19 protein-coding genes are annotated in these 20253 nt (G+C 67.3%); 4 read left to right on the plus strand and 15 right to left on the minus strand.

The features are described from left to right. Positions 1–33 precede the first annotated feature (33 nt). From ABE960_RS00300 to ABE960_RS00310, 3 genes are all read right to left on the minus strand, one after another. Positions 34–411 (minus strand): YbaN family protein, encoded by a 378-nt coding sequence (locus ABE960_RS00300; RefSeq protein WP_349760222.1) that lies wholly within the window; start codon positions 409–411, stop codon positions 34–36. A 138-nt stretch (positions 412–549) separates the two neighbouring features. Continuing rightward, positions 550–1035, minus strand: coding sequence for a YajQ family cyclic di-GMP-binding protein (locus tag ABE960_RS00305; RefSeq protein WP_349760223.1), 486 nt, complete (start codon positions 1033–1035; stop codon positions 550–552). Between the two features lie 50 nt (positions 1036–1085). Further along, positions 1086–1655, minus strand: a complete 570-nt coding sequence (locus tag ABE960_RS00310) for a GNAT family N-acetyltransferase (protein ID WP_349760224.1) — start codon at positions 1653–1655, stop codon at positions 1086–1088. A gap of 101 nt (positions 1656–1756) precedes the next feature. Between ABE960_RS00310 and ABE960_RS00315 the strand changes: the two genes are divergently transcribed. Beyond that, the gene (locus tag ABE960_RS00315) at positions 1757–3253 is read left to right on the plus strand and encodes a RimK family ATP-grasp domain-containing protein (RefSeq protein WP_349760225.1); all 1497 of its coding nucleotides are present in this window, start codon (positions 1757–1759) and stop codon (positions 3251–3253) included. Positions 3254–3334: 81 nt separating this feature from the next. Further along, positions 3335–3934 (plus strand): cob(I)yrinic acid a,c-diamide adenosyltransferase, encoded by a 600-nt coding sequence (cobO, locus tag ABE960_RS00320; protein WP_349760226.1) that lies wholly within the window; start codon positions 3335–3337, stop codon positions 3932–3934. Positions 3935–4004: 70 nt separating this feature from the next. Here cobO and ABE960_RS00325 read toward each other — a convergent pair whose 3' ends face one another. The 11 genes from ABE960_RS00325 to ABE960_RS00375 form a co-directional block, all read right to left on the minus strand. Continuing rightward, positions 4005–5300 carry an adenylosuccinate synthase gene (locus ABE960_RS00325; protein ID WP_349760227.1) on the minus strand — a complete coding sequence of 432 codons (1296 nt, stop codon included), beginning with the start codon at positions 5298–5300 and terminating at the stop codon, positions 4005–4007. Between the two features lie 72 nt (positions 5301–5372). Further along, the gene (locus ABE960_RS00330) at positions 5373–6569 is read right to left on the minus strand and encodes an ATP phosphoribosyltransferase regulatory subunit (protein WP_349760228.1); all 1197 of its coding nucleotides are present in this window, start codon (positions 6567–6569) and stop codon (positions 5373–5375) included. A 187-nt stretch (positions 6570–6756) separates the two neighbouring features. Beyond that, complete coding sequence (gene hflC / locus ABE960_RS00335) at positions 6757–7638, minus strand: protease modulator HflC (protein WP_349760229.1); 882 nt, start codon at positions 7636–7638, stop codon at positions 6757–6759. Positions 7639–7640: 2 nt separating this feature from the next. Beyond that, positions 7641–8855, minus strand: coding sequence for an FtsH protease activity modulator HflK (gene hflK / locus ABE960_RS00340; RefSeq protein WP_349760230.1), 1215 nt, complete (start codon positions 8853–8855; stop codon positions 7641–7643). Positions 8856–9014: 159 nt separating this feature from the next. Next, a complete protein-coding gene (gene hflX, locus ABE960_RS00345; RefSeq protein ID WP_349760231.1) occupies positions 9015–10331 on the minus strand; it encodes a ribosome rescue GTPase HflX in 1317 nt (438 codons plus the stop codon). Positions 10332–10339: 8 nt separating this feature from the next. After that, positions 10340–10591 carry an RNA chaperone Hfq gene (gene hfq, locus ABE960_RS00350; protein ID WP_349760232.1) on the minus strand — a complete coding sequence of 84 codons (252 nt, stop codon included), beginning with the start codon at positions 10589–10591 and terminating at the stop codon, positions 10340–10342. Between the two features lie 122 nt (positions 10592–10713). Continuing rightward, positions 10714–11652 carry a tRNA (adenosine(37)-N6)-dimethylallyltransferase MiaA gene (miaA, locus tag ABE960_RS00355; RefSeq protein ID WP_349760233.1) on the minus strand — a complete coding sequence of 313 codons (939 nt, stop codon included), beginning with the start codon at positions 11650–11652 and terminating at the stop codon, positions 10714–10716. Between the two features lie 16 nt (positions 11653–11668). Beyond that, positions 11669–13645 carry a DNA mismatch repair endonuclease MutL gene (gene mutL / locus ABE960_RS00360; protein WP_349760234.1) on the minus strand — a complete coding sequence of 659 codons (1977 nt, stop codon included), beginning with the start codon at positions 13643–13645 and terminating at the stop codon, positions 11669–11671. Between the two features lie 41 nt (positions 13646–13686). Beyond that, positions 13687–15147 (minus strand): N-acetylmuramoyl-L-alanine amidase, encoded by a 1461-nt coding sequence (locus ABE960_RS00365; RefSeq protein ID WP_432765319.1) that lies wholly within the window; start codon positions 15145–15147, stop codon positions 13687–13689. Then, positions 15144–15647 carry a tRNA (adenosine(37)-N6)-threonylcarbamoyltransferase complex ATPase subunit type 1 TsaE gene (gene tsaE / locus ABE960_RS00370; RefSeq protein WP_349760235.1) on the minus strand — a complete coding sequence of 168 codons (504 nt, stop codon included), beginning with the start codon at positions 15645–15647 and terminating at the stop codon, positions 15144–15146. Before tsaE ends, ABE960_RS00365 begins: the two co-directional genes overlap by 4 nt. Continuing rightward, complete coding sequence (locus ABE960_RS00375) at positions 15628–17154, minus strand: NAD(P)H-hydrate dehydratase (protein WP_432765320.1); 1527 nt, start codon at positions 17152–17154, stop codon at positions 15628–15630. Before ABE960_RS00375 ends, tsaE begins: the two co-directional genes overlap by 20 nt. Before the next feature lie 108 nt (positions 17155–17262). Between ABE960_RS00375 and queG the strand changes: the two genes are divergently transcribed. Beyond that, on the plus strand, positions 17263–18366 hold the full coding sequence (gene queG, locus ABE960_RS00380) for a tRNA epoxyqueuosine(34) reductase QueG (protein ID WP_349760237.1): 1104 nt from the start codon (positions 17263–17265) through the stop codon (positions 18364–18366). Between the two features lie 104 nt (positions 18367–18470). On the opposite strand, the gene orn is transcribed toward queG, so the two are convergent. Next, a complete protein-coding gene (gene orn / locus ABE960_RS00385; RefSeq protein WP_349760238.1) occupies positions 18471–19076 on the minus strand; it encodes an oligoribonuclease in 606 nt (201 codons plus the stop codon). Positions 19077–19163: 87 nt separating this feature from the next. On the opposite strand from orn, the gene rsgA reads away from it, so the two are divergent. Beyond that, the gene (rsgA, locus tag ABE960_RS00390; protein ID WP_349760239.1) at positions 19164–20210 is read left to right on the plus strand and encodes a small ribosomal subunit biogenesis GTPase RsgA; all 1047 of its coding nucleotides are present in this window, start codon (positions 19164–19166) and stop codon (positions 20208–20210) included. Positions 20211–20253: the final 43 nt, after the last annotated feature.

The raw sequence follows: 20253 nt of genomic DNA on the forward strand, positions 1-20253 counted from the left end.
GAAGCTCAAAGCCATGTGACGATCAAGGCGAGATCAGCGAACGGCGACCGGCTCGGGGCGCGACAGGACCCAACCGGCCACCAGCAGGAGCCCCCCGATGAGCGAGAGCTTCAGCCACAGCTGGCTGACGGTGAGCGCCAGCATGAGCATCGAGAGGGCCAGCATCACGGCGGCGAGCCGCTTGGCATGGCGGGGAATCGCCCGTTCGCCCTCCCAGGCCGAAATGGCGGGACCGAAGCGGGGATGCTCGCGGATCCAGGCGGCGAAGCGTGGAGAGCCCCTGGAGGCCGCCCAGACCGCCAGCAACATGAAGCAGGTAGTCGGCAGCAGGGGCAGGAAGGCACCGACCACCCCGAGCACGAAGCTGACCCAGGCCAGGCCGACAAAGGCGAGACGGTGGATGGTCGGCATCCGGGGCACTCCATTCATCGGTATCGACCTCATTGAAGGGCATTCCGCCACGCTGTGCCAATCGCGATCGTCTATGGTGGCCATCGGGCTGGCCTAGATCACGACCCCGCGATACTGGATCGGCCAAGGGGCAGGGGTTCAGTCGCGAAAGTTATCGAACTGCAGCGGCAGGTCCGGGCCACCCTCCCCCCGCAGCAGCGCCATGACGGCCTGGAGGTCGTCACGCTTCTTGCCGGTGACGCGAACCTTCTCGCCCTGGATCTGGGCCTGGACCTTGAGCTTGCTCTCCTTGATCCGCTTTACGACGTCCTTGGCTTCCTTCTGGTCGAGCCCTTGCTTGAGGGTCACGTCCTGACGCGCACGGACCCCGGAGAGCACCGGCTCCTGGATATCCATGCAGCGGGCGTCGATCCCGCGGCTGATCAGCCGGTTGCGCAACACGTCGAGCATCTGCTTGAGCTGGAAGTCGACCTCGGCCTCGAGCGACACCGTCTCGCCATTGAGCTCGAAGCTGGCGGCGACGCCCTTGAAATCGAAACGGGTCTGGACCTCACGGTTGGCCTGATCGACGGCGTTGCTTGCTTCATGCTTGTCGAACTCGGAGACGATATCGAAGGAGGGCATGGCAATGTCCTGATGGTCTTGGAGGAAAGCGAAAAGATGACAGGATTCTATCAGCCCTCGCCCGCGAGCGCGGCCCCCTCGCGCGCCGCCAGAGTCTTGGTCATCTGCCAACCGGCACAGCCGTCCTCGTAGTAGTCCCCCAGCCAGCGTTCCGGGAGAAAGCCCATGCGCCGGTAGAGCCCCAGCGCCACGCGGTTGTCGACCCGCACCTCCAGGCGCAGCGCCTCGGCTTCCCGGGCAAGTGCCTCGGCCTCGATGGCCTCCATCAGACGCCTGCCGAGGCCGGTGCCACGGGCATCGGGATGCACGCAGAAGGAATAGAGCCGAGCACGCCGACTGCCGCGACGAAACAGCAGGGTGCCATAACCGAGCACGCGCTCGGCCCCCTCGTCGAGTTCCTCGCTCGCCGCCACCAGAGTGAGGGAATTGGCACGGTTGAGCAGGTGCCAGAGTTGGCGACGACTGAAGCGGTCGCCGGAAAAGGCTACCTGCTCCAGACGATAGAGGGCATCCAGATCATGGCCGCTGGCCGGGCGCAGGTTGACGGTCATCTCGAGTCTCCAGACGTCTTGAGCACGATTCTGATCATGGCCCATGTTGCTGTCATCGGCGCTGATCATGAAATCTTTTCACCCACTCTGCACCTTGTCGAGAGGCAGGTCCGGGAGCATGCTGGCCGAATTCCGGCGGCACCCCTCGCCGCCCTGCCTGGAAGGCTGACATGTGTCCGTTGCGCATCGTCGTCGACCGCCTGGAAGACTGGCGGCCATACTATCCCTCGGAAGACCTGATCACCGCCGACGACTTCCTCGCCCAGGACCGGCAACACCGGATCGCCGATGACCAGGACCGCACCACCCATGTGATCAACCTCTGCGGCGAGCTCGACTATCTGGGGACCGGCTATTATGTCTCGCTACTGGCCCAGGCGCGGGGCCAGAGGGTGCTGCCCGCGGTGGAGACCCTCAATGCGCTTGGCCGCAAGGCCCTGGTCGACCTGCAACTCGATGGCCTTGACTCGCTGCTCGGCGACCTGGCGCGCCAGGGGTCACTGTCCGGTGACCACCTGACCCTGCGGGTACTGTTCGGCGAATGCGCGGTGCCGGCCATGGCGAAGCTGGCCCGCAAGCTCTTCGAGCGACTGCCCTGCCCGCTGCTGGAGGCGCGCCTGGTGCGTCGCCAGGAATCCTGGCGGCTGTCCCGCCTGAAGCCCCTGCGCCTGGGTGAGCTGACCCCCGAGGAACAGGACCTGTTCGCCAAGGCACTCAATCGTCACTCGCGCAAGGTATGGCGCACGCCAAAGGCTCGCCGCCGCTATCGCTTCGACCTGGCGATCCTGGTTGATCCCCGGGAGGCCATGCCCCCCAGCAACCGCAGTGCCCTCAAGGCATTCATCCGCGCCGGCCGCCGCCTGGGCATCGACGTCTCGCTGATCACCCGCCGCGACGCCGGGCGACTTGCCGAGTTCGACGGCCTGTTCATCCGCGAGACCACCTCGCTGGATCACCATACCTATCGCATGGCCCGGCGGGCGGAACATGAAGGGCTGGTGGTGATCGACGCACCCCGGGACATCCTGCGCTGCACCAACAAGGTCTTCCTGCACGCCCTGCTGCGGGCCAGGGGAGTCCCCGCCCCCGTGGGCGTGCTGTTGAAGCGCGGCGATCGCCGTCCGCTTGCCGACAGGGTCTCGGGCCTCGACTTCCCGATGGTGCTCAAGATCCCGGATGGGGCCTTCTCCCGGGGCATCGTCAAGGTGGAGTCCCTGGCGCAGCTGGAGCGCGAGGCCGACCGGCTCTTCGCCACCTCGGCCCTGCTGCTGCTCCAGGAGTGGCTGCCCACCGAGTACGACTGGCGGATCGGCGTGCTCGACGGCCAGGTACTGTTCGCCAGCCGCTACTACATGGCCCGGGGTCACTGGCAGATCTACGATCATTCCGGCGCCCGGGTGAAGAGCGGCGGCTTCACCACCCACGACCCCGCCGAGGTGCCGCCGGCGGTGATCAAGGCGGCACTCAGGGCCACCCGGCTGATCGGCGATGGCTTCTACGGGGTGGATATCAAGCAGGCCGGCGAGCGAGTGGTGGTGATCGAAGTCAACGACAACCCCAACGTGGACGCCGGCATCGAGGATGCCGTGCTAGGCCACAGCCTCTACGAGCGCATCATGGCCGTCTTCCTGGCGCGCATGGAGGCACGGGTGCGTGAGCGGGTGTGATCCCCGGTGGCTGACGCGCGGCGGGTTCTGGCGTATGCTGGCTCTTTCCTCGACAAGCCTTGTACACACCATGGAGCCCCGATGAACGATCGCGATACCCGCCACCAGCAGGCCATGCAGAAACTCAAGACCCGCGTCGACGAGAAGGTCGCCGAGGCCACCGAGCAACGCGGGCTGCTGCTGATCTTCACCGGCAACGGCAAGGGCAAGACCACCGCCGCCTGGGGCACCGTGACCCGGGCCCTGGGCTACGGCTACAGGGTCGGCGTAGTGCAGTTCATCAAGGGGCTCTGGGAATGCGGCGAGCGCGAGCGCCTTGCCGAGGATCCCCACCTCGAAGTCGCCATCATGGCCACTGGCTTCACCTGGGACACCCAGGACCGGGAGGCCGATACCCGCGCCTGCGAGGAGGTATGGGCCCAGGCCGAGCGAATGCTGGCCGATCCAGAGGTCTACCTGGTCGTGCTGGACGAGATCACCTACATGCTCAAGTTCGGCTACCTGGACATCGCCACCGTCAAGCGGGCGCTGGACAACCGCCCCGCCGAACAGACGGTGATCATCACGGGGCGCAACGCCCATCGGGAGCTTACGGCCATGGCGGATACCGTCACCGAGATGAACGAGGTACGACACGCCTTCAACAGCGGCTTACAGGCCCGTCGGGGCATCGACTACTGAGTCTGCCGCGGCCTAAAACGCGAGAGGCCCCATCCGGGGCCTCTCTCTCGTTCTGCCATCGGCGCTGCAGTCAGCCCTCGAACGGATTGCGCAGCACGATGGTCTCGTTGCGATCCGGGCCGGTGGAGATGATGTCGATGGAGGTACCGACCTTCTCCTCGAGGTAGCTGATGTAGGCGCGGGCATTGGCCGGCAGGTCCTGGACGCGCTTGACGCCCAGGGTCGACTCGCTCCAGCCGGGCAGGTCCTCGTAGAGTGGCTCGATGGCCTCATAACCTTCGGAATCCACGGGGGTATCGAGCACTTCGCCGTCCTTGCTGCGATAACCCACGCAGACGCGGATGTTCTCAAGGCCGTCGAGCACGTCGAGCTTGGTCAGACAGATCCCGGAGACGGAGTTGATCTGCACCGCATGACGCAGGGCCACGGCATCGAACCAGCCGCAGCGGCGCGCCCGACCGGTGGTGGCCCCGAACTCGTGGCCCTTCTCGGCCAGGTGACGGCCATGGTCGTCGAACAGTTCGGTCGGGAAGGGACCGGAGCCGACTCGCGTGGTGTAGGCCTTGGTGATACCCAGCACGTAGTCCAGGTAGAGGGGCCCCACGCCAGAACCAGTGGCGGTGCCGCCGGCGGTAGTGTTTGAGCTGGTGACGAAGGGGTAGGTGCCGTGGTCGATGTCGAGCAGCGAGCCCTGAGCCCCCTCGAAGAGGATGTTTTCGCCGGCGCGGCGGCGCTCATGGACCAGGCTCACGGTGTCGCAGACCATGGGGCGCAGTTCTTCGGCCATGGCCATCGCCTGGTCGAGCACCTGCTGGAAGTCCACCGGCTTCTCGCCGTGGTATTGGGTCAACACGAAGTTGTGGTAGTCGAGCACCTCGCCGAGCTTGGAGGCGAACCGCTCGCGATGGAGAATGTCACCCAGGCGCAGGCCACGACGCGCCACCTTGTCCTCGTAGGCCGGACCGATGCCGCGGCCCGTGGTGCCGATCTTGGCGATGCCACGGGCCTTCTCGCGGGCCTGGTCCAGGCGCACGTGGTAGGGAAGGATCAGCGGACAGGCCGGCGACAGGCGCAAGCGCTCGCGCACCGGCACGCCCTTGTCCTCCAGTTCGCGAATCTCCTCCATCAGCGCCTCCGGCGACAGCACCACGCCGTTGCCGATCACGCAGAGCTTATCCTGGCGCAGGATCCCGGAGGGGATCAGGTGCAGCACGGTCTTCTCGCCATCAATCACCAGGGTGTGCCCGGCGTTGTGCCCGCCCTGGAAGCGCACCACCGCATCGGCGGATTCGGTGAGCAGGTCGACCACCTTACCCTTGCCTTCATCACCCCACTGGGTGCCCAGTACGACTACATTCTTGCCCATTGTGCTCTCGTCTCTCGTTGCGGCACCGCGCCCGTCTAAAGGCCCAGGGCCGATGTCATTGACCGCGGGCCGTCAGGCCCGGTCCTGTGAGGTCTCGAGGAAGCGTGGCTCCCAGCGACCGTCGATATGTTCCAGCCGGCGATCGCAGTGATGTTCCGCCGGTCCGGTGCGCTGCCCGGGCAGCGCCTGGACGACCCGCTCGCCCTGCTGGCGCAGCAGCTGAAGGGTTTCCGCCAACCCCTCCCCCTCGGCCGGCGCCCAGATGCCGTCAGGCCCGGTTTCGCCGGGTGCCAGGGTAGCCAGCAGCTTCAGGTCCATGGAGAAGCCGGTGGCCGGCCGGGCACGCCCGAAGGCCCGACCGGTGTCATCGTAGCGCCCACCCTTGGCCAGGGCCTGGCCGTAGTGAGGCACATAGGCGGCGAACATCATGCCGGTGTGGTACTGATAGCCGCGCAGCTCTGCCAGGTCAAAGTAGGGTTCGACGCCGGGATACTCGGCGACCACCCCGTCGACCAGCGCCCGCAGCTGATCCAGGGCCGCACCCACGGGCTGAGGAGCCTCCTCGAAGGCCTCGCGCGCCGCCTCGAGCACCTCGATTCCACCATGAAGATCGCCCAGGGCGTGGAACATCCCCGCCAGCCCCGGGTCGCTCACGCTCTCCTCGACCCGCGCCATCAGCTCCCCTGGCGACTTGAGGGCCAGGGCATCGAACAGAGCGCGCTCCTGATCGTCGTCGAGGCCGGCGGCCTCCACCAGGCTGCGATAGATGCCGATGTGGCCCAGCGCCAGGTGGATCTCCACGGCACCGGCCGTCTCGAGGCTGGCCAGGGCCAGACGCAGGATCTCCAGGTCGGCCTCCAGGCCGGCATGGCCGAACAGCTCCACTCCGACCTGAACCGGGCTGCGGCCACCCTGGAACTGGTCAGCCTTGGCGCGCAGCACGTTGGTGCAGTAGCAGAGCCGCACCGGCCCCTGACGTCGCAGGGAATGGGCATCCATGCGCGCCACCTGGGGGGTGACATCGGCACTGACACCCATCATGCGTCCGGTCATCTGGTCGGTCAGCTTGAAGGTCTGAAGATCGAGGTCGGTACCGGTGCCGGTCAGCAGGGAGTCCAGAAACTCCACCGGGGGTGGCATCACCTGATCGTAGCCCCAGCGGTGGTAGAGGTCGAGCAGCCCTCGGCGCAGCTCCTCCATGCGGCTGGCCTGGGGCGGCAGTACCTCGTCCATGCCGTCGGGGAGCAGCCAGCGGTCAGCGATGGTCATGTAGTTCATCCTGCAAGACGATGGTTGGCCTTCGGCGATTCCCGAGTCGCACCGGGCGTGCTGGCGCAGGGGCGCCGAGAATGGAGAGGCCACAAAAAAACCGGGCCACGCCCGGTTGAAGGATTCTACCACGTTTGCGTGCCGGTTGAACCCCGACCGGCGGGCGGCGCACCGCCCGCAGAGGGGGTCAATCGCTGGTCGGCGAAGGGCTCTTGAGGTACTGGAAGAAGTCACTGGAGGGATCCAGCACCAGCATGTTGCCGTCACCCTCGAAGCTCTGGCGGTAGGCATTGAGGCTGCGCCAGAAGCTGAAGAACTCCTCGTCCTGTCCATAGGCCTCGGAGAAGATCGCGGCGGCATTGGCATCGCCCTCACCGCGAAGGGTCTCCGAGCGTGCACGAGCCTGGGCGAGCAGCACCTGACGACGACGATCGGCGTTGGCACGGATGCGCTCGGACTCTTCCTGCCCCTGGGCACGCCATTCGCGGGCCTGGCGCTCACGCTCCGAGCGCATGCGATCGTAGACCGCCGACGAGACATCCTGGGGAAGGTCGATTCGCTTGACGCGGATATCGAGAATCGCCACGCCCAACTCGTCGCGCATCAGCTCATTCAGGTCATTGGTGGGGCCGGTCATCAGGTCATCGCGCTTCTCCGAGATGATCTGCTGCAGGTTCAGGCGACCGAACTCGTTACGCAGGCTCTCATCGACCCGGGGCCCGATCAGCCTGACCGCCTGCAGTTCGTCACCCGAGGTGGCCTCGTAGTAGCGGGTGGGGTTGATCACCTGCCACTGGACATAGGAGTCGACGATCACCGCCTTCTGCTCGAGCGTCAGGTAACGACTCGGATCGGTGTCCAGCGTCAGCACCCGGGTATCGAAGGTACGAATCGTCTGGGTGATCGGCACCTTGACGTGCAGCCCGGGCTGGATGTCCTCCTCGATGATCTCACCGAAGCGCAGCTTGACCGCACGCTCGGTCTCGTCGACCACGTAGAGGCTGTTGCTGGCAAGCCAGGCGACGGCGGCCAGGCCACCCACGACGAGCAGGGATCGATTATTGATCATCATTAGCGGCCCTCCCTGCGGATGCCGTTGCTGCTGTTGCTGCTGTTGCTGCTCGACGACTGGCTGGCGCCGAGACGCTCGAGCACCCGCGGATCCAGTTCAGCGTCGTTGTTGCCCTGGGCAGTGGCGCCCGAGGTACCGGCGCTGCCGAGACGGTCGAGCGGCAGGACCATCAGCGGGCTGTTCTCGGACACATCCACCATCACCTTGGCGGTCCCTCCGTAGATCTCGGACATGGTGTCGAGGTAGAGGCGTTCGCGCATGATCGTGGGGGCTCCCTGATACTCGTTCAGCAACGCGCTGAAGCGGCTGGCCTGACCCTCGGCCTCGGCCACCACGGACTCGCGATAACCCTGGCCCTGCTCGACCAGGCGCTGGGCCTGACCCTGGGCGGCCGGGATCACGGCGTTGGCATAGGCCATCGCCTGGTTGATGGTGCGCTGGCGATCCTCGCGGGCCCGGATGACGTCGTCGAAGGCATCCTGCACCGGATCGGGCGGCGCGGTGGACTCCACGTTGAGGGTCTGCACGAGGATCCCGGTGCCATAGCTGTCCAGATAGGACTGCAGACGACTGGACACCGAGCTGCCGAGGATCTCGCGTCCGGAGGTCAGGATATCGATCATGTCGGTACCGCCGACCACGTGGCGCAGCGAACTGTCCAGGGCGTTCTCGAGGCTGAGCTCGGGGTTGCGCACATTGAGCACGTAGGAGCGGGGGTCGGCGACCTGATACTGGGCCGACATCTCGACCGAGACGATGTTCTCGTCCTGGGTCAGCATGGACTGGGTCTGGGTCAGCGAGCGCACCCGGGTCACGTTGACCATGCGCACGTCATCGATCAGCGGCGGGTTCCACTGCAGACCCGGAGTGACCACTTCCTGGAACTTGCCGAAGCGCAGCACCACACCGCGCTCCGACTGGTCGACGAGGTAGAACCCCGAGGCCGCCCAGATGGCCAGCGCCACCACGATCAGCAGGCCCGGCAGGGTGAAGGCATTGCGCGGCTTGCCACCGCCGCCCGTACCACCGGACCCACCACGCTTGCCACCGCGGCCGCCAAGCATGTTGTTCAGCTTGTCCTGAAACTTCTTCAGGGCTTCGTCGAGGTCGGGTGGCCCCTGGTTTCCGCCACCCTTGCCGCCGCCGTTGCCACCACGACCACCACCACTCCAGGGGTCGTGCTGGTTGCCACCACCAGGCTCATTCCAGGCCATTCGTCGTCTCCACTCTGCTTTGCGCCCCGCCGACAAGACTGCTGTCGATGGGCGTCAGTTGCGATCCTGCGGGAACCGCCCGGCAACGCCCGGCGTCCCTCTTGTGATGATGTTGTGGTTGCTTCGTGATTGCCTGTCTCATCGGACAGGTTCCTCGCATCATGCTTCCCAGACCGGCTTCTCCTGCAGGGTCATCGGCAGATAGTCGTCGGCCCGCTCGCCCAGGCGCGACATCAACTGCAGAAAATCGCGCCGTGGAATGCGTACCGTCAACAGGGTGCGGCCCTGGTCGTCGAAGCGCTCTTCGCGCACCGCAGCGAGGTCATGCAGCCCGGCTCGAAGCTTGCCCTGCTCGGGGGCCAGGCACAGCTCTAAATCGATGATGTCCTCGGCCAGACACTCCGAGAGGGCCTGCTCCAGCAGCGCCAGCCCCTTGCCGTCGCGGGCCGAGAGCCAGACCACCTCGGGGCGACCCTCGCCGTCGCGCTCGATGCGCGGGGCGCTGTCGAGCAGATCGATCTTGTTCATCACCTTGAGCGTGGGCAGATCACCGGCACCGATCTCCTCGAGAACCGCCTCGACCTGTCCGACGTTGAGCTCGCGGTCGGGGTCGGCGGCGTCGATGACGTGGACCAGCAAGCTCGCCTCGGCGGCCTCCTGCAGTGTCGCACGAAAGGCCTCGACCAGCTTGTGGGGCAGGTGGCGAATGAAGCCCACCGTGTCGGCGAGCACCACCGGTCCCACGTCCTCGATCTCCAGACGACGCAGCGTCGGGTCGAGGGTAGCGAAGAGCTGGTCGGCCGCATAGACCTCGGCAGAAGTCAGGACGTTGAAGAGCGTGGACTTGCCGGCGTTGGTATAGCCCACCAGCGACACGCTGGGGATCTCTGCCCGGGAGCGGGCCCTACGGTTCTGGCTGCGCTGGCTGCGCACCTTGTCGAGCCGCTTGTGGATCGCCTTGATACGACCCCGCAGCAGGCGGCGGTCGGTCTCGAGCTGGGTCTCGCCGGGACCCCGTAGACCGATCCCGCCTTTCTGGCGCTCAAGGTGGGTCCAGCCGCGCACCAGTCGGGTCGACATGTACTCCAGTTGCGCCAACTCTACCTGCAGCTTGCCCTCGTGGGTCCGGGCACGCTGGGCGAAGATGTCGAGGATCAGGCCGGTGCGGTCGATCACCCGACACTTCAGCTCGCGTTCGAGGTTGCGTTCCTGGGAGGGGCTGAGCGAGTGGTTGAAGATCACCAGCTCGGCCTGATGAACGGTCTTCGCCTCGCGCAGCTCCTCGAGCTTGCCCGAGCCCACGAAGGTGCGCGAGTCGGGTCGCTTGCGACTGCCGGTAATCAGGGTGGCCGGCTCCGCGCCGGCCGAACGCACCAGCTCGAGGAACTCTCCCGCATCCTCGCGCTCCTTCTCGTCCTGGAAATCCACATGGACGAGGACCGCCGTCTCACCGGCCTCGGGACGCTCAAAAAACAATCAATACCTCACACATCAGTGTCCGCCGGCGCACCGGCATCCGGGGCCGGCAGGCGCACATTGCGCGACGGCACCACGGTGGAAATGGCATGCTTGTAGACCATCTGGCTGACCGTGTTGCGCAGCAGGATGACGAACTGATCGAAGGACTCGATCTGGCCCTGGAGCTTGATGCCGTTGACCAGGAAAATCGATACCGGAATGCGCTCCTTGCGCAGGATATTCAGGTACGGGTCTTGAAGGGACTGCCCTTTGGACATGTTGCTCTCCCTGAGTGTCTCTGGGGGTTGATGTTATGTCGAACGTGGTCGCTCCCGCCAAGGGGCAACGCTGGATACCCGCAGGGGCCTGTTGCGCCGGCCACCAAAGCCGCCATCTTACGCTAAGTGCCGAATTCTCGCACGACTTTCAGCACATCCCCCAGCGGGTCGGCGCCCAGGCTGTCGACCCAGCGCAGCCCCTGCCAGCTGCGCATCCAGGTCAACTGCCGCTTGGCCAGCTGGCGGGTCGCGATGATGCCGAGCCGTTCGAGCTCGGCACGGTCGATCTCGCCGTCGAGATAGGCCCACACCTGGCGATAGCCCACGCTCTTCATGGATGGCAGCGACGCCGCAAGATCGCCACGCGCCTTCAGGGCGGCCACCTCCTGGATCAGGCCGGCGTCGAGCATGGCCCTGAATCGCTGCGCTATACGGCCATGCAGCACGCCGCGATCGCCCGGCGCGAGGCCTATGGACAGCGTGCGAAAGGGAAAGGTTTCATGGCGTTGCTCTTCCCACAGCTCGCTGAGGGAACGACCCGCGATTTGGTGAACCTCCAGTGCCCGCATCAGGCGCTGGGGATCGTTGGGATGGATGCGCCGCGCTGACGCGGGATCGACCCGGGCGAGCTCCTCATGCAGGGCCGCCAGGCCGTGGTCGGCCACCCGACGCTCGAGCTCGGAACGCACGGCCGGATCCGCGGCCGGCAGGTTGGCCACCCCTTCGAGCAGGCGCTTGAAATACATCATGGTGCCGCCGACCAGCAGGGGTACCCGGCCGGCCGCCACGATGGCACGCATCTCGCGCAGCGCGTCCTCGCGGAAGTCGGCCGCCGAATAGGGCTCGGCCGGGTCGCGGATGTCGATCAGTCGATGCGGCGCGCGCGCAAGCTCCTCGGGCTCGGGCTTGGCGCTGCCGATGTCCAGGCCGCGATAGACCATCGCCGAATCCACGCTGATCAGCTCGCAGCCGAGTCGCTCGTGAAGCTCGATGGCGAGATCGGTCTTGCCGGCGGCGGTGGGCCCCATCAGCAGGATGGCGGGAGCACGCGAATCGTTCATGGTCGGTTGATGCCCATCACTGGCCACGCAGGAAGAGGCGATCCAGCTCCTTCATGCTCATCTCGGTCCAGGTGGGACGACCATGGTTGCACTGCCCGCTGCGCTCGGTGCGCTCCATGTCGCGCAGCAGGGCGTTCATCTCCTCGAGGCCCAGTTGGCGGTTGGCCCGCACGCTGCCGTGGCAGGCCATGGTGGCCAGCAGCTCGTTGATGCGTGCCTCGACCCGGTCGGAGCGCCCGTAGCGCTCCAGGTCGGCGAGCATGTCACGTACCAGCGGCTCCACGTCGGCATCGGCCAGCAATGCAGGCACCTGACGCACCAGCAGGGTCTCGGGGCCGGCCGCGTCGAGCTCCACCCCGAGACGAGAAAAGGCCTCTCGCTCACTCTCCGCCGTTTCCACCTCGGCGGCACTAGCGGCCAGAGAGACCGGCACCAGCAGCGGCTGGGCCTGCAATCCCCCTTGCTCCTCGGTCCCGCCATGGACCTGCCCCTTCATCCGCTCGTAGACGATCCGCTCGTGGGCGGCGTGCATGTCCACCACGACCAGGCCGCGCTCCGTCTGGGAGAGGATATAGACGCCGTGCAGCTGGGCCACGGCATAGCCCAGGGGCGGCGCCCGGGTCGCGTCCTCCTTGGGCATCGCGGGGCGCGGGACCCGGTTCTGTGCGGCGGAGCGGCGCTCGTCGAGTGCCACGTCCGCGGCACTGCCGCCGGGGGCCGGGGCGGCGGGCTGCGGCGTCAGCAGGCTCTCCTCGTGCTCGGGGTGCAACGCCCGGTAGCCCTCCATGAAGGCCCTGACGCGGTCGGGGGTCACTCTTTCACTGGCCCCATCACCGGCCCATCCGCCCGCGACTTCGTGTCCGGGCAGCGCCATGGGCTGCTGCTGCCAGGCCGGTGCCGCCTCGCGCACACCGATACCCTCCACCGCTTGCTCCTGCCCTTGCTCTTGAGGTTCCCGGGCCCCGTCACGCTCGCCGGGCCTCGCCTCTGCCAGGGCACGGTGCAGGCTCGAGAACAGGAAGTCGTGGACCATGCGCCCGTCGCGGAAGCGGACCTCGTGCTTGGTCGGATGCACATTGACATCCACCACCCGGGGGTCGACCTCCAGGTAGAGCACGAATACCGGGTGGCGGCCATGGAAGAGCACGTCGCGATAGGCCTGGCGAATGGCATGGGCCACCAGGCGGTCACGCACCACGCGGCCATTGACGAAGAAGTACTGCTGGTCGGCCTGGGCACGGGAGTGGGTGGGCAGGCCGACCCAGCCCCACAGCCGCAGGCCGCCGACCTCGAGGTCCAGGTGCAGGGCATTCTCCAGGAAGCCCTTGCCGAGCAGGGCCCGGAGCCGCCGCTCCCGACTGATCGGATCAACGCCCGGGGGCAGCTGGTGGAGGGTCTTGTGGTTGTGGCGCAGCACCCAGCCGATATCGAACCGCGACAGCGCCTGGCGACGGAAGGCCTCCTCGACGTGGCCGAACTCGGTCTTCTCGGTACGCAGGAACTTGCGCCGCGCAGGGGTATTGAAGAAGAGGTCGCGGACCGTCACCGAGGTGCCGCGAGGATGCGGCGCCGGGGTGACGCGGGGCTCCATCCGGCGTCCCTCGGCGACCACTCGCCAGCCGCTGCGTGGGTCCTCGTCGAGGTTCGAGACCAGTTCCAGGCGCGAGACAGAACTGATGGAGGCCAGGGCCTCTCCGCGGAAGCCCAGGCTCGCCACCCCCTCGAGCTCTTCCAGGGAGATGATCTTGCTGGTGGCATGCCGCGACAGCGCCAATGGCAGGTCGTTTTCACCGATGCCGCTGCCGTCGTCACGCACGCGAATCAGTCGGGTGCCGCCGTTCTCGAGTTCTACCTCGACACGGGTGCTGCCGGCATCGATGGCGTTCTCCACCAGTTCCTTGACCACCGACGAGGGGCGCTCTACCACCTCACCGGCGGCGATCTGGTTGGCCAGGCGCGGGTCCAGGATCTGGATGTGTCGGTTCTCTGACATGTCGCTCCGGGGGCTGGGAAACGCGATGGGGGAATCCGGTATCACGAACGGGGGATGCGCAGTACCTGCCCGACCCGGATCACGTCGCCGTTGAGCTCGTTGGCCCGCTTGATCTGGGCCACCGGAACGCCGTGACGGGCAGCGATCTCCGAGAGGGTGTCGCCGGGCTGGATGCGATACTCATTGCCCGCGGTGCTGCGGTTGCGGTCACGCTGCCAGGCCAGCAGGCTCGCCAGCGGCGGATTGCGCTGAAAATGGCCGCGTATGCCGCCGAAGATGGCGTCGACCATCTTCTGCTGATAGCTCCCGTCGCGCAGCCGGCTCTCCTCACCGGGATTGGAGATGAAGCCTGTCTCGACCAGCAGCGAGGGGATGTCCGGCGACTTGAGCACCATGAAGCCGGCCTGCTCCACCCGCGACTTGTGCAGCCGATTGACCCGCCCCAGTTGGTCCAGCACCTGGCCACCGATGGTCAAGGAATCGTTGAGGGTCGCAGTCATGGTCAGGTCGAGCAGCACACCGCGCAGCACCTCGTCCTTGTCGTCCAGCGACAGGCTGCCGTCGACGCCACCGATCAGGTCGGCCTGGTTCTCGCTGGCGGCCAGCCACTGGGCGGTCTCGGAGGTGGCCCCGCGCTGGGACAACGCATAGACGGAACTGCCATTGGGCCGCGGGCTATTGAAGGCGTCGGCATGGATCGACACGAAGAAGTCGGCCTTCTGCTCCCGGGCGATACGCGTGCGCTGGCGCAGCCCGACATAGTAGTCGCCGTCACGGATCATCACCGCGCGGAACCCTTCCGCTGCATTGACCACCCGGGCGAGGCGCTTGGACATCTCCAGCACGATATCCTTCTCGCGGGTACCCGAAGGGCCGATCGCGCCGGGGTCCTCACCGCCGTGGCCGGCGTCGATGGCGATGATGATATCGCGGCGGGGGTGCGGCGAGGCGGGCTCGAGCACGTCGGGCGCGGCGACATCGGCCGGGTTGCGGCCCTCGGCCACCGCCTCGCTGCGCGCGCGCTCGGCAGCGATCTCCTGCTCGCGAATCATCGACTCGATGGGGTCGATGGGATCCTCCACGGCACTCTCGCCGGGATATTCCAGGTCCACCACCAGGCGGTGGCCGTACTGCTCGTTGGGCGCCAGGGTAAAATGACGGGGGGCGATCTCCCGCTCGAGTTCCAGCACCACCCTCAGGCCGGTGCCGTTGCGCACGCCGGTGCGCAGCGTGCTGATGGCACTGCCCTCCAGGTCGAGTGCGTCGACGCGGGTATTGAGCCGGCTGTCGTCGAGATCGATCACCAGGCGGCGAGGATTGTCGAGGCTGAAGACATTGGCCCGGGCCGGCGAGGATAGGTCGAAGACCAGGCGCGCATGGTCGGGCGCCGCCCATAGGCGAAGATTGTCGACGCTGGCGGCCTGAGCCAGGCTGGCGGCCAGAAAAAGCCCCAGCACGCAGAGCCCGGCCAGCAGCCGCCTTGCCGATTTCATGTGTCTCATTGCGCCGTTTCACCTTCCCTGTCCACGAGACAACCCGCCATCTCGGGCATCGCCGCCAGCCGGTCGAGTACCGCCCGACCATGGGCGCTGTGCGCCTCGAGGGTGGCGTCGCGGCCGCTGTCGGCCATACGCAGCACCACTTCCAGATCCGGAGCGGGCAGCCAGCCCTCGCCCCGCTCCGGCCACTCGATCACGCAGAGCGCCTCCTCGGCGAGCAGGTCGCGACCGCCGATGAACTCCAGCTCCTCCGGATCGCCGAGGCGATACAGGTCGAAATGATGCACCCGAACCCCCTCCAGCTCATAGGGCTCCACCAGGGTGTAGGTCGGGCTCTTGACCGCGCCGCGGTGCCCGCAGGCGCGCAAGATGCCGCGCGTGAGGGTCGTCTTGCCGGCGCCGAGCCCGCCGGTGAGGTGCACGCGACCGTGGCCCTCGAGGGCCCGCCCCAGGCATTCGCCGAAGGCGACCTGGCGATCTTCGTCATCGAGTCGCAGTTGCATCGTCCTCGCCCATCGTAGGGTTGACCAGAATACGAGCACAGGATGCCAGATCGCCGGCCAGCAGGCCACGCTCGCCGCCCCTGCTGGCCGCCATGTCGGCGGCCAGGGCATGCACAAGCACCCCCAGCCGAGCCGCCGGTTCGAGGGAGATGCCCTGGGCCAGCAGGGCACCCAGGATGCCGGACAGCGCATCCCCCATGCCCCCGCTGGCCATGCCCGGGTTGCCGTAGGGACAGACGGCGAGCCCCTCGGGGCCTGCGACCAGGGAGCCGGCGCCCTTGAGCACCACCACGCCGCCGAAGCGACGCTGCAGGGCAAGGGCCGCGGCGGGCCGATCAGCCTCCACCTCGCGAGCAGAGCACCCGAGCAGACGGGCCGCCTCGCCGGGGTGTGGGGTGAGTATCCAGTCGTCACGACGCCCACCACTGAAGTGCGAGGCCAGCAGGTTGAGCGCGTCGGCATCCATGATCAGGGGCCTGGAGGCGCTCAGGGCCGCCTGCAGCATGCCCTGCCCCCAGCTGCCCTGCCCCAGGCCTGGACCGACCACCAGCACATCGGCATGACCCGGCAGCATGCCGAGATCTCCCGCGCCGCGAACGCCGTGGACCATCACCTCGGGACGGCGAACCAGGCTCGCGGTGACGTGCTCGGGCGCGGTGGCCAGGCTCACCTTGCCGGCCCCGAGCCTCGCGCAGGCCTCGGCGGCGAGCAGGGCCGCTCCGCCGAAGCCTGGAGCCCCGCCGAGCACCAGGGCATGGCCACAGTCGCCCTTGTGGACATCGCGTGGCCGGGGCGGCAACCACGCCGCGATCAGCCCGGCATCCAGCAGGCGTGCCGCGGGGACAAGGTCTCCCTCGGCCTCGGCGTTCACCTCGAGGGCCCGGAACGCCAGTTCGCCGACATGGGCCGAAGCCGCGCCGGTATAGAGCCCCAGCTTGTCGCCGATGAAGGTCACGGTGCGCGTCGCCCGGATCGCCACTCCGAGCACCGCCCCGGTATCGGCATGCAGTCCCGAGGGGATGTCGATGGCCAGCACCGGCAGGCCACTGGCATTGACGGCTTCGATCGCCTCACGGATGTCGCCGCGCACCTCGCCGCCGAGCCCGGTCCCCAGCAGGGCATCGACGATGAGCTCGCCCTTCAGGGAGAGCCCCGGCCGCCAGGCGGTGCTGCCTACTCCGGCGGCCGCTGCCATGTCCGCGGCGAGACGGGCGTCACCGGAGAGCTCCTCCACCGGCTTGAGCAGGATGCGCTGCACGGCGACTCCCTCGGCGGCGGCCAGCGCCGCCAGCACATGGCCGTCGCCACCGTTGTTGCCGCCGCCACAGAGCACAGTCAGCGACTGCACGGCCGGCCAGCGCGCCCTGAGGTCCTGCCAGGCGGCCGCGGCCGCGCACTGCATCAGGGCGAAGCCCTCGAACCCGGCGGCAATGGTGCGACGGTCGAGCTCGCGAACCTGCTCGGCCCGGTAGAGCGGTCGCAGCCAGGGCGCTTTGTGTTCAGCCAACCGAGTCATCCGGTGTCTCCTCGTTCGGGATGCTTTACCATATCGAGTGTAAATTCTCTGCGCCCCACGCCAAGTCACGGGGCCGATCTGCATGGTGTTTTCTCGATCATGACCGCAGTGCCCCCCACGGGTGACGGACCCGACATGACCGGCCTCGCCGCGAGGATCAAGACCTGGGGGCGGGAGCTCGGCTTCCAGCAGCTGGGCATCACCGACGTCGACCTCGCCGAGGACGAGGCGCATCTCGATGCCTGGCTGGAGGCCGGCCACCACGGCGAGATGGGGTTCATGGCCAAGCATGGCACCAAGCGCACCCGCCCGGCGGAGCTGGTGTCCGGCACCCGTCGGGTAATCAGCGTGCGCCTGGACTATCTGCCCGCCGAGGTGGAGACGACGAAGGTGCTCGGCCGACCCTCGCTGGCCTATGTCTCCCGCTACGCGACCGGGCGCGATTATCACAAGCTGATGCGCAAGCGTTTGGCGACACTGGCCAGGTGGATCGAGGCCGAGGTCGGCCCCTTCGGCTATCGCGCCTTCGTGGACTCCGCACCGGTGATGGAGCGCGCCCTGGCCCGCAAGGCCGGCCTCGGCTGGTTCGGCAAGAATGCCATGCTGCTGAACCCGCGGGCCGGTTCGCTGTTCTTCCTCGGCGAGCTCTACACCGACCTGCCGCTGCCGGTGGATGAGCCCTTCGAGGAGGATCACTGCGGCAGCTGCAGCGCCTGCCGCACGGCCTGCCCCACCGGCGCCATCGTCGAGGACCGGGTGGTCGATGCCCGGGCCTGCATCTCGTATCTCACCATCGAGCTCTTCGGTGCCATCCCGGAGCGCTACCGCGAGGCCATGGGCAATCGGGTGTTCGGCTGCGACGACTGCCAGCTGGTCTGTCCCTTCACCCGCTTCACCCGGGTCAGCCGGGAGGCGGACTTCGCCCCCCGTCACGACCTGGACCGAGCCAGCCTCGTCTCGCTGTTCGCCTGGGGGGAGGAGGAGTTCCTGGAGAAGACCGCCGGCAACCCGATCCGCCGCATCGGCTACGAGCGCTGGCTGCGCAACCTGGCCGTGGGGCTCGGCAACGCCCCCTGGAGCCGTGCCGTGGAGGCCGCCCTTATGGCCCGCCTGCCCTACCCTTCCGACCTGGTCCGCGAGCACGTCCGCTGGGCGCTGGACCGCCAACGAGAAAAGGGCCGCCAACGGATCGCCAACGCCTGAGCCTGGCGAGGGTGAACGCGGCTTGACCGGCGCCGCTCATTCCTGACCTCAGCTTGCCTGCGCGGACGCTGCCTCTCAGCATCCGGCTCTGGCCCGAAGGGCTATTACTCCGCGTCGTCTCGCGGGTAGGCCGTCTTGAGGAAGGTAGTGCGATAATGGGCGAGTTCGGCGATGGACTCGCGGATATCGTCCATGGCGAGGTGCACGTTGCGCTTCTGGAAGCCCGCCAGGGCGCTCGGGTTCCAGCGCTTCGCCAGTTCCTTCAGGGTGGAGACATCCAGGTTGCGGTAGTGGAAGAAGGCCAGCAGTTCGGGCATCTCCCGCTCTAGGAATCGGCGATCCTGATGGATGCTGTTGCCACACATCGGGGAGGCACCTGCCTCGACATGGGCCGCCAGGAACTCGAGGGTGCGCTGCTCGGCCACGGCGGTATCGACCCGGCTCTCCTTGACCCGCTGCACCAGCCCCGAGTCCCCGTGGGTCCGGGTGTTCCAGTCGTCCATGGCCGCGAGCAGTTCATCGGGCTGGTGCACCGCGATCACCGGCCCCTCCGCGATGGTATTGAGATCCCCGTCGGTGACGAGGGTGGCGATCTCGATGATGCGCTCCCGATGGGGATCGAGCCCGGTCATCTCCAGGTCGATCCAGATGAGGCGATGGCGGCGCGGCTCCTGCCGGTCCGGGGTGTCTGGCGTGGCATGCTCGGTCATGGAGGTTCCTTGCGGGGCGTCGGCCGGCGACAGCGGACGGCCTGGGTGAGTACAATGCCTCCCCATTGTAGCGAGCTTGGGGCCCCCATGAGCAAACGCAAGTTGAGCCGCCAGCAGCGCTGGCGCATCGAGAAGGTCCAGGCCGAACGCGCCCGTCGCGCCGACCGGCGCGGCTCCCGGGACAGCGAGAAGCTGGCCGCCGGAGAGTATGGGCCGGAACAGAACGGCCGCGTGACCGCCCACTTCGGTCGCACCCTGGATGTGCGACCCGAGGGTGGGGGTGATGCCGTGCGCTGCCACCTGCGCGCCAACCTCGAGGGACTGGTCACCGGCGACCGGGTGATCTGGCGCGCCGCTCACGACGCCCGTGACGGCGTGGTGGTGGCCCGGGGCGAGCGTGACAGCGTCCTGGAGCGTCCCGACGCGCGCGGCCAGTTGAAGCCGGTGGCCGCCAACATCGACCAGATCCTGATCGTCTTCGCGGTGGAGCCGGCGCCCCACGCCAACCTGATCGACCGCTACCTGGTGGCCGCCGAGGCCACCGGTATCGCGCCGGTACTGGTGCTCAACAAGACCGATCTGCTGCCGGAGCGCGGAGGCGAGCTGAGAGCACTGCTGGAGCGCTACGAGGCACTGGGTTATCCGGTGGTGACCACCACCACCGAGCGGGAAGACGGCCTCTCGGCCTTGCACGCCCGGCTGGCGGGTCGCACCTCGGTGTTCGTCGGCCAGAGCGGCGTGGGCAAGTCGTCACTGATCGACCGCCTGCTGCCCGACGAAGAACTTCGCATCGGGGCTCTGTCAAAGGACTCGCGCAAGGGAACCCATACCACCACTACCGCTCGCCTCTACGCCCTGCCGGATCCCGAAGCCGGAGATCATCCAGAGGCCGACGGTGGTGAGCTGATCGATTCGCCAGGGATCCGTGAGTTCGGCCTGACCCATCTGGATGAACAGCAGGTCACCGAGGGCTTCATCGAGTTCCGCGACTTGCTGGGCCGCTGCCGCTTCCGGGACTGCCGCCATCGCCAGGAGCCGGGCTGTGCCCTGCTGGCGGCCGTGGAGCGGGGCGAGATCCATCCCGAACGCTTTGCCAGCTACCGACGCATACTCGAGACTCTCGAGGACACCTGAATCCAGGAGCCAATATCAAGGCCAACATCAAGGAGAGCCTGCC

Source organism: Halomonas aquatica (assembly GCF_040196335.1).
GTDB lineage: Bacteria > Pseudomonadota > Gammaproteobacteria > Pseudomonadales > Halomonadaceae > Halomonas > Halomonas aquatica.

Excerpts from the sequence above, each read along its gene's own strand:
- ABE960_RS00300 (WP_349760222.1), bottom strand. The coding sequence starts at position 411 with ATGCCGACCATCCACCGTCTCGCCTTTGTCGGCCTGGCCTGGGTCAGC.
- ABE960_RS00305 (WP_349760223.1), bottom strand. The coding sequence starts at position 1,035 with ATGCCCTCCTTCGATATCGTCTCCGAGTTCGACAAGCATGAAGCAAGC.
- ABE960_RS00310 (WP_349760224.1), bottom strand. The coding sequence starts at position 1,655 with ATGATCAGCGCCGATGACAGCAACATGGGCCATGATCAGAATCGTGCT.
- ABE960_RS00315 (WP_349760225.1), top strand. The coding sequence starts at position 1,757 with ATGTGTCCGTTGCGCATCGTCGTCGACCGCCTGGAAGACTGGCGGCCA.
- cobO (WP_349760226.1), top strand. The coding sequence starts at position 3,335 with ATGAACGATCGCGATACCCGCCACCAGCAGGCCATGCAGAAACTCAAG.
- ABE960_RS00325 (WP_349760227.1), bottom strand. The coding sequence starts at position 5,300 with ATGGGCAAGAATGTAGTCGTACTGGGCACCCAGTGGGGTGATGAAGGC.
- ABE960_RS00330 (WP_349760228.1), bottom strand. The coding sequence starts at position 6,569 with ATGACCATCGCTGACCGCTGGCTGCTCCCCGACGGCATGGACGAGGTA.
- hflC (WP_349760229.1), bottom strand. The coding sequence starts at position 7,638 with ATGATCAATAATCGATCCCTGCTCGTCGTGGGTGGCCTGGCCGCCGTC.
- hflK (WP_349760230.1), bottom strand. The coding sequence starts at position 8,855 with ATGGCCTGGAATGAGCCTGGTGGTGGCAACCAGCACGACCCCTGGAGT.
- hfq (WP_349760232.1), bottom strand. The coding sequence starts at position 10,591 with ATGTCCAAAGGGCAGTCCCTTCAAGACCCGTACCTGAATATCCTGCGC.
- miaA (WP_349760233.1), bottom strand. The coding sequence starts at position 11,652 with ATGAACGATTCGCGTGCTCCCGCCATCCTGCTGATGGGGCCCACCGCC.
- mutL (WP_349760234.1), bottom strand. The coding sequence starts at position 13,645 with ATGTCAGAGAACCGACACATCCAGATCCTGGACCCGCGCCTGGCCAAC.
- ABE960_RS00365 (WP_432765319.1), bottom strand. The coding sequence starts at position 15,147 with ATGAGACACATGAAATCGGCAAGGCGGCTGCTGGCCGGGCTCTGCGTG.
- tsaE (WP_349760235.1), bottom strand. The coding sequence starts at position 15,647 with ATGCAACTGCGACTCGATGACGAAGATCGCCAGGTCGCCTTCGGCGAA.
- queG (WP_349760237.1), top strand. The coding sequence starts at position 17,263 with ATGACCGCAGTGCCCCCCACGGGTGACGGACCCGACATGACCGGCCTC.
- orn (WP_349760238.1), bottom strand. The coding sequence starts at position 19,076 with ATGACCGAGCATGCCACGCCAGACACCCCGGACCGGCAGGAGCCGCGC.
- rsgA (WP_349760239.1), top strand. The coding sequence starts at position 19,164 with ATGAGCAAACGCAAGTTGAGCCGCCAGCAGCGCTGGCGCATCGAGAAG.